The following is a 12,651-nucleotide window of genomic DNA, read 5'->3' as shown; positions in this document are numbered from 1 at the left end:
ATATTTATGTAAAAATAGAAAAAATTGTGCTATTACTGATAAATATTTTGTGCCACTACCAGCTCATTTGCCGACTCAACTTCATATTGAAGGTAAGACTGATAAGTTCCCGGCGCAATAATCCCACGCATATCTAAAATGGCTGTTCCAGCCTGTCCGATAATGCTATCGGCTAGCAGACAACAATTAGTAGACAGGATAAAATAAGTCTTAAAACGACTTGTTTTAAACTTATATAAACGAGCATTCAACTCATGCTTCAATTTATAAGCATACGTGCGCTTACCATCTTTCAAATTCGCCGGTGGATCCCACACTTCCAACAACTCATCAATCTCAGCCAACCGTTTCTCCACAGCTAGCTTTTGCTCATCTGTCAAAGATAACCCATAACCAAACAAGGTTTTTTTGCTTTCTTCTTTGCACAAGTCAATATAAGCATCTTTATCCACTTTAAACAAAACACCGTCTCCGATCGTACCAAACAAGCGCTCTGAAAAGACATCATAACTGCCATAAGAAATAACTTTTCCTTGATAGCAAATATCAACGTGACCAATCATCCCAAAAAGATTCTGGTCTGACGTATGGATCAGCACCTCTAAGTCAACGGGCTTTTCCTCGTCTCGGACACGACTATAAACCTTTTGTGGTTTCCTTTTTTCACCTTGCAAAAAACGATTAAAACGATTCAGTTGCTCTGCTGGGAAAAAGGCAGCGATAATGATAGGCAGGTTAATCCGAATACGGCGTCGAAGTTGTTTTTTCTCCACATCGGTGTTGAACATAAGACCGTCTCGAACGTTAGAAAAGCCTAGTAATATCAGATAAATACCAACAATCAAAAATTGCATCCTACCGTCCGTGCTGGGAGAAAAGACAGGTGTCAGGCCAATCCCACCATAGAGCAAGGTATCAAAAAGATAACGAAAACCACCTTTTAACTTATTCTGCCGATAAAGAAGATATGTAATACCATAGATTGCCGCTGTACACAGCTGATAACAGCCCAATATAATAATGACAATATTGACTGGCAGATTGCTGGCACGGTTAAGAAAGCCAACAACCAGCCCTACCAAAACATGGAGGAGGGCAGAACCAAGACTGATACGATTTTGCTTCACTAAGAAACGGAAAAAAAGATTGATAACTCCGACAAATAAAAAGTAAATGACCAATAAATCTAGGGCAAATTTTGTAAAATCAACACCGTTTGCAATAATAATAACGCCAAAAAGGATCGCCAAAATACCGAACAATAGAGTCCGTCTCCCACTTAGTTTATCTAATTCCATTTCATCTCTCCCAAATAAAAGGTAGGAATGAGACAAAAATTGCTACTTTGAAAAAAATCAGTTTTGCTGTCTCACTCCCATTACTGTTGTTATCCTTACTCTTTAGTATAGCATTTTATCTTAGCAAGCGTCTAGTCACTTATCCATTTTTTCGTTCAATCTTATCTCTTCGTTATCAAAAAACGGCTCGTAACGAACCGTTTCTTTTTTGACAACTTATCCATAAATTATCTTGTAAAGTGCTACTGCAGCAATACCGGCAAGAATTGGAGATACGACTGGCACCCAAGCATACCACCATTTTGAATCTCCTTTGTGCTCACCAAGAACTGATTTTGGAAGAATGAAATGAAGAATACGTGGACCTAAGTCACGTGCAGGGTTCAAACCTGGACCTGTAGGACCACCAAGTGACGTTACCAATGCCATGACAAGGAAACCAAGTGCTAAGTGGGCAACAGCAAGTCCGGCATTGATGTGAGAACCAATTGCAACTTTTCCTTGGATTTGAGTAGCATCCACTCCACGAGTAGCAGCATATTTAACAACTTCTGCACCAAAATAGTTTTTGGTCATGGCCATTGCTGCAAAGAACAAGATAAATGAACCAATAAATTCATTGACAAAGCCATTTATCATAGAAGCAGCATGTGATTTCTTGCTTCCGTCATCCGTATTTACAATAGTTGAGAATGATCCCAAAATCGCATTAGAATTTGTTGTTTGCAAATAGTAAGGGCGGTGACTTGCTACTACTAACGCTTGTCCAAATATCGCTCCCAATAATTGTGCAATAATGTAAGGCGCAACTTGTGCCCAAGGGAAGTATCCGCTAATCGCAAGTCCTAGTGTGAATGCAGGATTGATATGATTCCCTGATACATTTCCAAACATAAGAGCAGGAATCATAACCCCCATACCATAACCAACTGCAATCACCAACCAGCCACTTTGATGACCCTTTGTTCCCTTTAATTCAACGTTGGCAACAGCCCCGTTCCCCAAAATAATGAGAATTGCCGTTCCAAGAAATTCTGTGATATATTTCACAGTCCATGTGACATCCATTTTTATTCTCCTCTTTAATTAAAAAAATTTTAGACAAATCCTATTTTATCAGTTACAATGGATAATGTAAAGGTTATTTTTTGACAAAGTGTAAAAAAGGAGTAAAAATATGCGCTATAATCAGTATAGTTATACACCAGAAACAAACAAAAAAATGCTGGCTGAAATGGAAAGCATTGGATTTTCTTTCCACCCAGAGTATTCTGATAAAGAAAATTTAGAGACTTTTGTACGTAGAACTTTTTTTAATTATAAAAATACAGACTATGCTTTAAAGTCTTTGGTTGCCAATTCAAATACAGACTTACTCAGCTTTTTTACGTCCAATCAGGAATTGACAGCAGAGATTTTTTATACCATTATTTTTCAATTGCTGGGATTTGTGCCCTTTGTTGACTTTGACGATGTAGAAACATTCCGCAAGGACGTAAACTTTCCCATTACCTATGGAAATTTGCTCGAAAACCTCTATCAATTGCTCAATACGCGCACCAAAAACGGCAATCTCTTGATTGATAAGTTGGTAAGCGAAGGCTTGATCCCTGAAGACAATACCTACCACTATTTCAATGGTAAAAGTCTTGCGACCTTTACTAGCCATAATGCTATCCGCGAAGTGGTCTATGTGGAATCGCGCGTGGATACCGACGAAGATGGGCTGCCTGATTTGATTAAGGTCAGCATCATTCGTCCTCATTTTGATGGACAAATTCCTGCTGTCATGACTGCTAGCCCTTATCACCAAGGAACCAACGACAAAGCCAGCGACAAAGCACTTTATAACATGAATGTGAATTTGGTTAAAAAAGAGGCCGGAAAAATCACCGTCCATGACTCTGAAGTTTGCTTGGTTGAACCACAAGGTCAAGCAGTATTGGTGGAGCAAGCAGAAGAAACACTCGGTCATATCGGAACTTATACACTCAATGACTACCTTCTTCCTCGTGGTTTTGCTAATTTATATGTATCAGGTGTGGGAACCAAGGACTCTGAGGGGCTTATGACGAGCGGAGATTATTATCAAATTGAAGCCTATAAAAACGTTATTGATTGGCTCAATGGTCGTTGCCGTGCTTTCACAGACCATACCAGACAGCGAGAAATCAAAGCCACTTGGTCCAATGGAAAGGTTGCTACGACAGGAATTTCTTACCTTGGAACCTTGTCAAATGGACTGGCTACGACTGGCGTAGAAGGGCTGGAGGTTATTATTGCCGAAGCTGGAATTTCTTCTTGGTATAATTACTATCGTGAAAATGGCTTAGTGACAAGCCCCGGCGGCTATCCCGGTGAAGATTTTGACTCTTTGACAGAATTAACTTACTCACGCAATCTTCTAGCGGGCGAACGTCTTCGTCACGATGCCGAGTATCAAAAGAGCCTCAAAACATTAAAAGCAAATTTGGAGCGCGAAACGGGTGATTATAATCAATTTTGGCATGACAGAAACTATCTGATTCACGCGCACAAGGTCAAAGCCGAAGTCGTCTTCACTCATGGCTCCCAAGACTGGAATGTCAAGCCGCTCAATGTGTACAACATGTTCCACGCCCTGCCACAAGACATCAAAAAACATTTATTTTTCCACAATGGCGCTCACGTTTACATGAACAATTGGCAATCCATTGACTTTCGTGAATCTATGAATGCACTTCTCAGCAAGAAACTGCTGGGCTACAATTCCCACTTTGAATTGCCAACTGTGATCTGGCAAGACAATAGTCAAGCACAAAGCTGGTTGTCACTAAAGAATTTCGGCAATCAAGAGCACTACACTCATTTCAATCTAGGTAGTACTACTCAAGATATTCAAAATGCTTACTCTGAGACGGACTACAAGCGTTTCAGCAAGACCTATCAAACCTTCAAAAATGAACTCTTTGATGGAAAAGTCAATCAAGTGACCGTTGACTTCACCTTAGAAAAAGACCTTTTCCTTAACGGTCCCGCTAAGCTCAATCTGCGCCTAAAATCCAGTACCGATAAAGGCTTGATTTCTGCACAGCTATTAGATGTTGGACAAGCTAAACGCCTCACCCCAATTCCTGGCGTCCTTGCACCAAAAGTCATGGACAATGGTCGCGTTTATATGCTGGATCATTTAATGGAATTACCTTTCAAAGAGACACCGCATCGCGTTGTGACAAAAGGATTTCTCAATCTGCAAAACCGCAACGATTTGCTAACAGTTGAAGAAGTCACACCAGACCAATGGTTAGAATTTTCTTTTGAATTGCAACCAACCATTTACAAAATGAAAATAGGCGATACACTTCGCCTTGTCCTCTACACAACCGACTTTGAGCACACCGTCCGCGATAATACCGACTATCATTTGACCATTGACCTAGCAAACTCTAGCTTAGATGTGCCAGATATGATAAAATAAGATAATAACTATCGAATTTTAAGGAGAACCCAAACAATGATGAATATGCAATCGATGATGAAACAAGCACAAAAATTGCAAAAACAAATGGAAAAAGGGCAAGCCGAGCTTGCGGCGACAGAATTTGTTGGCAAATCCGCTCAAGATCTCGTGGTCGCAACTCTTACAGGTGACAAAAAAGTCGTCAAAATCGACTTCCAAGAAGCTGTTGTCGACCCAGAAGACTTAGAAACTTTATCTGACATGACAACTCAAGCTATCAACGCTGCCCTCGTAGAAATTGATGCCGCAACTAAGAAAAAATTAGGTGCCTTTGCAGGTAAAATGCCGTTTTAAAACAAATCTCAAAAAACTCACCCCCTCCTAATTCAGCTAAGAGGGGGCTATTTTATGTAAAATTAAAGAAATCAAAGGCTTTATTAAGGAGTAAGTCTGTATATTTTGGATTGTCTTTCAGCTCTTTAATGGAACTTTGCACCAGTTGAACATCATCCGTTATGATACCGTCAACATTCAAGCGGAAAGATTTTGCAATGCTGTTTACATCGTTGACCGTCCAATCATAGAGCAATTTATCTGCTTGCCACAACTTAGAAACAAAGTTTTCATCCAAAAAGAAGCAAGAATATTGATATTTTTTGCGACTTTTTCTTTCATCACATCTTTCATTCTATAAAAAAATCTCAGTTTCTTCAACCGAGATTCTCTCTATCGTCCAAACAATCTTGCAAAAAAACCTTTCTGCTCTTGTGCTTGCACTTTTTCTTTAGCTTCGTCCAATTCTAATAGCAAAGTTTCACGCTCACTCATGGCCTTAGCAGTCAATTGCTGCTGCTGGTCTAATTGCTTGTCTTTTTCAGCAATTTGCACATCTTTCACGCGCAATTGCTCATCTTTTTTAGCTAATTGAGCATCTTTTGCTTTTAACTGGTCATACAAACGCACAATTTCTGCATTTTTCTCATCTACCAAAATTTCCATGAGCTCACGTTGCTTGACATCTTCGCTGACCGGTTCATCTTCAAAAATCGTCTTTTTGTAAATTTCTTCCAGCTTTATCAAACCGCTGCGCGTCACAACGGTGACCCCTTTTTCATTCTTGTCGGTATCTTCGGGCGCAAGAGTTTTGACCCGATTGTTCATCGCCTGACGGCTAATCCCTAAAATCTCGGCTAGCTCGCTGACTGTCTTTTCAATTGCCATAATTTCCTCTGAAACTTTTTCTAGATATATACCTAAATCTTATCATATCAAGGCTTAACTGTCAAATTCGCTCTGGATTTCAAGGAATTTCATCACATTTATGATACAATAAATTTGACATATTCATTTAAAGAAAGAAGCACAATGAACCATTTTGATACAATCGTGATAGGCGGAGGACCAGCTGGTATGATGGCTGCTATTTCCAGCTCCTTTCATGGACAAAAGACACTGCTCTTAGAAAAAAATAAACGCTTGGGTAAGAAGCTCGCTGGAACTGGTGGCGGACGCTGCAATGTGACGAATAACGGCACTTTAGAGGATTTATTAGCTGGCATACCAGGAAATGGGCGCTTTCTCTACAGCGTCTTTTCCCAGTTTAACAATCATGACATTATGAATTTTTTCACTGACAATGGTGTTGCACTCAAAGTAGAGGATCACGGGCGCGTTTTCCCAACAACAGACAAATCTTTTACAATTATTGAAGCATTAGAACGGAAAATGAAGGAGCTAGGCGTCACCATCATGACCCAGACGGAAGTAGTTTCTGTAAAGAAAAATGCGGATTGCTTTATCATCAAGTCAAGTGAGCGCATTTGGAGCTGCGATCGATTGATTGTCACAACAGGTGGAAAATCTTATCCTTCAACTGGCTCTACTGGCTTTGGCTATGAGATTGCGCGCCATTTCAACCATACAATAACAGAGTTAGAAGCTGCAGAAAGCCCACTTTTGACAGATTTTCCACACAAGGCTTTACAGGGGATTTCATTAGCCAACGTCACCCTTCGTTATAATAAACACATCATTACCCATGACTTGCTTTTTACCCACTTCGGTTTGTCAGGTCCTGCCGCATTGCGGCTCTCCAGTTTCCTCAAAGGCGGTGAAACCATTTATTTAGATGTCTCACCACAGTTTTCTGCGGAAGATTTGGCAGCATTTTTAGAAAATAACCGAGAAAAATCGCTCAAAAATAGCCTCAAACAATTACTTCCTGAACGTCTGGCAGACTTTTTCGCGCAGCCATTCCCTGAAAAAGGCAAACAATTGACTGGAAAAGAAAAAGAAGAGCTCATTCAACAGCTCAAAGCTCTACCGATTCCTATTACAGGCAAAATGTCTCTAGCCAAATCTTTTGTGACCAAAGGCGGTGTCAGTCTTAAGGAAATCAATCCCAAGACTTTAGAAAGCAAACTAGTTCCTGGGCTTTATTTTGCTGGCGAAGTGCTGGACATCAATGCTCATACTGGTGGATTTAATATTACAGTCGCTCTCTGTACTGGCTGGGTCGCTGGAAGTGTGGAATACTAAAAATAGAGCAGATGCTACCATGCAGAATACTAGCATTTGCCCTATTTTTTATTTTACTTGTGAACGTATGCTTGGATAACATCTGCTACATATTGGGCTGTTCCAACTCCAAATTGGTCAATATTTTTCTTAAATTCTGGATTTGCCACATAGCCTTTTCCGATAAAAGCGAAAACTTCCAGAGAACAATCAAAGGCATAGGTATTCATTGCTTGAAATAACTGCTCGGCTTCTGATAAATTCTCTTGTGCCTCCACAGCTAGACCTTTTTGCATATTGTTAGCTAGATTGCTAAAAACTTTGTTAAATACTTCCGTCACCTCAGTTTCTTTGCCAACTTGTCGTGCACGAGACTCGTCCATTACTTCTTGACCGTATGTTTCAACCGCTTGATGATAATAATTTGCATGCTCATCGTAGGTAAATCCAACAAATTTTTCTTGTGTCGTCATTTTTCTTTCTCCTTTTTGAGCTTGAATTGTCTTTTGTAAGGTGGAAATCAAGGTATCCAAATGTTCCCTTTCCTGCTGCAAAAACTGCAGTTGCTTGTTCAAGTGAGGCAATAATTCCTGCCCTTCATGACCTAGCAGCTCTGCTATTTTCTTTAAAGAAAATCCAAGATATTTGTAAAATAAAATAATTTGCAGGCGCTCTAAATCTGCTTCACTATAAAGGCGATATCCGTTTTCAGACTTTTGCGGCACAAGCAAACCTATTTTATCATAGTGATGCAGTGTTTTGACAGAAACACCTGAAAGCTGCGCAGCTTCTTTGATTTGATACATCATTTCCTCCTTACAAATCTCATTATAAACCCTCCACTTAGGTCAAAGTCAATACTTTTTTAAAAATATTTTCCTCCCAATATAGTTATCACAAAGTACGACCTTGCTTTGCGCAAAAATCGCTAACGTTGCTTGCAAAGCAAATCTCAACACCATTCGCTTTTCAAGTGCGAAAGAGCATCTAATCACCCCTGCGGGGAGTGAGACTACCAACTCCCATTATACCTGGGAAACTCTAAGTGGATTAAAGGCAACAGAGATTTTCCAAACTACCACACTTTGTAATGATAACTACATAAACAAAAGCAGCTAAAAGCTCTTTTGTTCCAGCTGCCTCTATTAGCTACATCTTCTTTCACTTGTTGCAACTGCATCTCAAAACGAAAGAAAACATAGAAATAATAAGGATTTTCGCTTGTAGAATATCTGAATTTTATTGTATTATTTGTGAAATTTTGGTAATATATATATAATAATACAAAAGTACTTGTATGAGGAAAGTTAGTGTCTGGCTATCCTTAAAAATAAACAAAGAATAGAAAGGATTAAAATGTCAAAAAAGAAAAAAGACACACCGTTAGTCTTTCTAGTCTTGCTGAAGTGGTTAGCTGAACTGATTTATTTCGTAGGAATTGTGTTCGTTGCCGGCACAGCTCTCCTACTCTTAACATATAATATTCTCAATATACCGCTAGACTATATCCACATTGCAGCTTTAATTGCTTCTTTCATCTACATATTGGTTGGATTTTTAGTGGCAAATAGTTCCGAAGACATCGTAATCGCCAGCAATTATTTTAAAATCCTATCCGCGCTTGGTTACTTAGCAGTCATTAGCTACTTTGACAATCAACTATTTGATTATTTAAAAAATCCAGTCGTTGATATCTGCTTAGCCATACCATTTTTGATTGCCATTATTTATAAAAAATTTTATAGAAAAATGATTTACCGTGCTGTCTTTAAAAAACATCACTCTGTCTCTTTTTACAGTGAGTATTCAAATATTGAAGAGATAAAAGACTCGATGTTAGAAGCTGTCCGTGAAGCAGTCAAGGACGGTCACAAAGAAAATGTAGAAGTTGTCGGAAAAAATTTTAGGCAAGATGCAAAAGGAAATATCATCGGTATTTTCAAAATTTCACTAGCTCGTAAATTATTTAAAATCACTCAGCCAAAACTAATGCTGATCACCTTAAACTTTAATATCAATAATAATGAATAGGAGTCTACAATCATGTCAGAAATAGATAAACCCGTTTTAACACTAGAGCAAGATCGCTTCTTAAAAAACAAATCATTTGATACTTACAAAAAGAAACTTGAAGTGCTATCAAGAGCTTATAGCGCTAATGCCATGAAAACGATCAATGGCTTCTCATTAGATTCAGAAGAACAATACAAAGCACTGTTTGAAGCTGTATTTTCAGGTGTTTGGGACGTTGATACCGGCATGCGTTATGTCAACGTTACAGAAATCATTGGCGTATCTAGTTTCTTGGCTGGACAAAAAGATGAAAACGGCTACTATGTCCGTAATTCTAACGGTGAGATTGTCTGGGACGTTGTAGACATTGACGAAGCTGAACTTTTCACAGACGAGCAAATCGCAACCATTGTTCCAAAAGAATATCGTGGAAAAGCATTTGTCATTCGAGAGCTAGATGCACGCAAAGAATGGGGAGAAAAGCAACCTTCAGAAGACATTTCTGAAGAGGTACAGCCCGTTGTTGAAGAGGCAGTCGTTGATGTAAAGACAGAACCAGAACCAGAACCTGAGCCCGCACCAATTGTCCAACCAGCACCTACCGCTGAAACGAAGGTTAAACAACAAAAACCTATCGTAAAACCAGACCCAGTAGTAAAGCCACGTCCCATGACAAAATCTGAAAGACAACAACAAAAAAAAGATTACACAAAAGAATCCATTAAAATTATCAATGCAACCATTGACAGCCTCGGATAGTAACAATTTTCAATAATATTAAAAAGTTTGAGACAAAAAGATTTCAATTTTTAAAAATAAAATTCTTAATTATTAAGCCCTTCAAATCTATAATTAAATGCGAAAAGCGAACAAAGCAGAATTCTGATTACCAGAAAACTAGTTTTGTTCGCTTTTTATATTTGGGGTCGGACTTTTGTCCCAGCCTCTTTTGTCCTCCTTTCAATCTGAAAAGGATTGACTTAAATTTTAAAATAGATGCAAAATGAAACATTTTTGACTTATTGATCATATATCCAAATACACAATCAACAACGACATTATTATATTATAACAAAGAGGTTGAGACTCGGTCTCAACCTCTTTTTGTCGCTATGCCTAGCAAGAGTTAGGATAATCATCGTTAGGGACTTATTCTTCCTCTTTACGTTTCTTGAAGCCAAGCATTGACAATGCTGTAGCAGCAAACGCTAATCCTACCAATGCTGCACCATCATTTGTAGCTTCACCTGTTGAAGGCAAGGTTACTTGTGGAGTTACAGGTTGTTTTGGAGTAGTTGGCACTACTGGAGTAGGTGTTGGTGTAGGAGGTGTTTGCGGTTTTTCAGGTGTCTTAGGAGTTTCTGGCGGTGTTTGTGGTTTGTCAGGAGTCTTAGGCTTGTCTGGCGTTACCACTGTTACCGTATTAGAATTTCTTTCAACACCATTGATAATTTCAGTAAAGGTATTCTTCACAGTACCATAGTCAAGTTGTTTCACTTGCATGTAACCTGTAGCTTGGAATTCACTATTATCTGAAATACTGTTCAAGAAGGCGCTAGAGAATGAGTACACAACCGTTCTTGTCTTATGATCAACAGTTTGGTTGACAAACTTCGTCAAATCTGTACCCTTGGCAATCTTTTGACCATTCTTAAGAAGAATATCTGTCTTCGCAAACCATTTGTAAACACCGTTGTATTCTACTAATGGAGAGTAAGTGTCCTTCACTTCCATCTTTTCAATCGCTTGACCACGGTTAGCTGGCAAGTAAGAGGTTTCCAATTCAAAGTTGTAAACTTGTCCAACCTTAACTGTCTTACCACTCAATGAATTCTGGTCTTTTTGACCATCTTCAACAGTTGCTACAACATCTTTCTTCGGATTGATCTTCGGAATGTTGTTGGTTACAAGGTTTGTATCATGGATACCAGTAAAGTCAATTTGATAAGCCTTGTTATCGTACTTGCTAGCGTCCTTGATGTCTTTCTTAACTGTAGTTGGGAAGATTAGTTTGAGGTTGATACCTTTCAAGACATAATTGTTTGTGTAAGCAACTGGATCGTCTGAAGTGGTTACGGCAAATTCACCATCGATTTGCAATCCTTTTGCCTTGATGTAATCTTGAACTTTTTGTGGAGCTTCTGCTAGAGATTTGTAAATCTTGGTTGTGAAGCCGCTTTGTACTTTACCGTCTTCTGTTGTTACACGAACACCAGCCAAGTTAGGAGTGACATACTTACCAGAATATTTTTCAACCAACATTAAGCCAGCTTGCTTGTCTTTTTCGGTTACACCTGTAAGACCTTTGTATTGGTCGTTGTCGATGTTGATAGTGTAGATTTCTGTTGAGCCAGCCAACATTGTCTTACCATTGACATCTTCACCCTTAGCATTTGTACCTTTCTTAGTCGGTTCTGCTTTCACTTCCTTGTAGACATAAGTAACTTCGGTAACGCCTTTTGTAACTTTACCTTTTTCATTACCTTTTGTCTTTTCAGGAACAAGGTTGTACACTTTATCACCAGACTTAATCGCTGTCGTCTTGTGGTCTGTTGTATCGTAGTTTTCACCAACTTTAGCATGAGAAGTGTCCGTTACATCTTCTTTGATCTTCTTGCCAGATTCGTCTTCATAGTGAACGACTACATCTCCGAATACTTGTTTATATATATAAGTAACATCAGTATTGCCTTCAACGACTCGACCTTGTTCAAGTCCTTGAGTCTTTTCAGGAACAATTTCATAGGTACGACCATCTTTTGTGGTAATTGTCTTATGAGCGTGATCACGAGTGTCATAAACAGTATTGATTGTAGCACCAGTTGTATCTTTTTCAGGTTCTTTGATTACTTTTCCGTCTTCATCTTTATAATGAACGGTTACATCTCCAAGTACTTCGTCATAAACATAGACAACACGAGTAGTGCCTTTAACAATCTTACCGCTTTCTTGACCTTGAGTTGCTTTCGTATCAATGCGATAAACCTTACCATCAGCTGTAGTAATTCTAGTTGGTTTGTGATCTGTTGTATCGTAGTTCGTACCAACTTTGCTATCTGGCGTATCTACAACACGTGGTGCAATAGTATTACCTTTCTTGTCTTGGTAATCAACGACAACGTTACCGTATTCATCTGGAGTTGGTACGTCTGGTACAAGGTCATAGTAGTAGGTAATATTGGTATTGCCTTCAACAACTTTACCTGTTTCTGCACCTTGAGTGGCTTTCAAATCTAGTTTGTACTTCTTACCGTCAACTGTCGTAATTGTTTCTTTCCGTTGATCGGTTGTATCGTAGTCTGTTCCCACTTCTGAACGTGGCGTATCCGTCACCTTAGGTGAAATTGTCATACCGTCTTTGTTCTTGTACTCAACGGTAACATC

The 12,651-nt window shown here is 39.0% G+C and carries 10 protein-coding genes and 1 pseudogene; 5 read left to right on the top strand and 6 right to left on the bottom strand.

Going from position 1 to position 12,651, the window contains the following annotated elements; translation table 11 throughout:
- Positions 1-32: 32 nt before the first annotated feature.
- A complete protein-coding gene (locus HMPREF2634_RS04310; RefSeq protein ID WP_070836348.1) occupies positions 33-1,298 on the bottom strand; it encodes a hypothetical protein in 1,266 nt (421 codons plus the stop codon).
- Between the two features lie 216 nt (positions 1,299-1,514).
- Positions 1,515-2,366 carry an aquaglyceroporin Gla gene (gene gla / locus HMPREF2634_RS04305; protein WP_070836346.1) on the bottom strand — a complete coding sequence of 284 codons (852 nt, stop codon included), beginning with the start codon at positions 2,364-2,366 and terminating at the stop codon, positions 1,515-1,517.
- Positions 2,367-2,475: 109 nt separating this feature from the next.
- Here gla and HMPREF2634_RS04300 point away from each other — a divergent pair, with 109 nt between their 5' ends.
- Both HMPREF2634_RS04300 and HMPREF2634_RS09915 read left to right on the top strand, forming a co-directional pair.
- Positions 2,476-4,755, top strand: a complete 2,280-nt coding sequence (locus HMPREF2634_RS04300) for a Xaa-Pro dipeptidyl-peptidase (RefSeq protein ID WP_070836344.1) — start codon at positions 2,476-2,478, stop codon at positions 4,753-4,755.
- Positions 4,756-4,791: 36 nt separating this feature from the next.
- The gene (locus HMPREF2634_RS09915; RefSeq protein WP_003027109.1) at positions 4,792-5,091 is read left to right on the top strand and encodes a YbaB/EbfC family nucleoid-associated protein; all 300 of its coding nucleotides are present in this window, start codon (positions 4,792-4,794) and stop codon (positions 5,089-5,091) included.
- Between the two features lie 52 nt (positions 5,092-5,143).
- On the opposite strand, the pseudogene HMPREF2634_RS04290 reads toward HMPREF2634_RS09915, so the two are convergent.
- Positions 5,144-5,368: pseudogene (locus tag HMPREF2634_RS04290) on the bottom strand (glycerophosphodiester phosphodiesterase family protein); the annotation flags it as partial.
- A gap of 95 nt (positions 5,369-5,463) precedes the next feature.
- Positions 5,464-5,958: a DUF536 domain-containing protein gene (locus HMPREF2634_RS04285; RefSeq protein ID WP_003027119.1), complete on the bottom strand. Its 495-nt coding sequence runs from the start codon at positions 5,956-5,958 to the stop codon at positions 5,464-5,466.
- 144 nt (positions 5,959-6,102) lie between these two features.
- Here HMPREF2634_RS04285 and HMPREF2634_RS04280 point away from each other — a divergent pair, with 144 nt between their 5' ends.
- Positions 6,103-7,275 carry an aminoacetone oxidase gene (locus tag HMPREF2634_RS04280; protein ID WP_070836340.1) on the top strand — a complete coding sequence of 391 codons (1,173 nt, stop codon included), beginning with the start codon at positions 6,103-6,105 and terminating at the stop codon, positions 7,273-7,275.
- Positions 7,276-7,328: 53 nt separating this feature from the next.
- Here HMPREF2634_RS04280 and HMPREF2634_RS04275 read toward each other — a convergent pair whose 3' ends face one another.
- On the bottom strand, positions 7,329-8,060 hold the full coding sequence (locus HMPREF2634_RS04275; RefSeq protein WP_070836338.1) for a MerR family transcriptional regulator: 732 nt from the start codon (positions 8,058-8,060) through the stop codon (positions 7,329-7,331).
- A 550-nt stretch (positions 8,061-8,610) separates the two neighbouring features.
- Between HMPREF2634_RS04275 and HMPREF2634_RS04270 the strand changes: the two genes are divergently transcribed.
- On the top strand, positions 8,611-9,285 hold the full coding sequence (locus tag HMPREF2634_RS04270; protein WP_003027129.1) for a hypothetical protein: 675 nt from the start codon (positions 8,611-8,613) through the stop codon (positions 9,283-9,285).
- Positions 9,286-9,297: 12 nt separating this feature from the next.
- A complete protein-coding gene (locus tag HMPREF2634_RS04265) occupies positions 9,298-10,026 on the top strand; it encodes a hypothetical protein (protein ID WP_003027132.1) in 729 nt (242 codons plus the stop codon).
- A gap of 390 nt (positions 10,027-10,416) precedes the next feature.
- Here the strand turns inward: HMPREF2634_RS04265 and HMPREF2634_RS04260 are convergent.
- Positions 10,417-12,651, bottom strand: a 2,235-nt coding sequence (locus tag HMPREF2634_RS04260; RefSeq protein WP_180363044.1) for an SspB-related isopeptide-forming adhesin, incomplete at its 5' end; no start/stop codon positions are given.

It is taken from the genome of Streptococcus sp. HMSC034B03 (assembly GCF_001838575.1).
GTDB classification, from domain to species: domain Bacteria; phylum Bacillota; class Bacilli; order Lactobacillales; family Streptococcaceae; genus Streptococcus; species Streptococcus anginosus.
The sequence above is the reverse complement of the archived record's forward strand: the minus strand, read 5'-3'. Positions and strand labels throughout refer to the sequence as shown.

Bases quoted from the DNA above. Each gene is read 5' to 3' on its own strand.
- HMPREF2634_RS04280 (WP_070836340.1), top strand. From the start codon at position 6,103: ATGAACCATTTTGATACAATCGTGATAGGCGGAGGACCAGCTGGTATG.
- HMPREF2634_RS04285 (WP_003027119.1), bottom strand. From the start codon at position 5,958: ATGGCAATTGAAAAGACAGTCAGCGAGCTAGCCGAGATTTTAGGGATT.
- HMPREF2634_RS04300 (WP_070836344.1), top strand. From the start codon at position 2,476: ATGCGCTATAATCAGTATAGTTATACACCAGAAACAAACAAAAAAATG.
- HMPREF2634_RS04310 (WP_070836348.1), bottom strand. From the start codon at position 1,298: ATGGAATTAGATAAACTAAGTGGGAGACGGACTCTATTGTTCGGTATT.
- HMPREF2634_RS04265 (WP_003027132.1), top strand. From the start codon at position 9,298: ATGTCAGAAATAGATAAACCCGTTTTAACACTAGAGCAAGATCGCTTC.
- HMPREF2634_RS09915 (WP_003027109.1), top strand. From the start codon at position 4,792: ATGATGAATATGCAATCGATGATGAAACAAGCACAAAAATTGCAAAAA.
- HMPREF2634_RS04270 (WP_003027129.1), top strand. From the start codon at position 8,611: ATGTCAAAAAAGAAAAAAGACACACCGTTAGTCTTTCTAGTCTTGCTG.
- gla (WP_070836346.1), bottom strand. From the start codon at position 2,366: ATGGATGTCACATGGACTGTGAAATATATCACAGAATTTCTTGGAACG.
- HMPREF2634_RS04275 (WP_070836338.1), bottom strand. From the start codon at position 8,060: ATGTATCAAATCAAAGAAGCTGCGCAGCTTTCAGGTGTTTCTGTCAAA.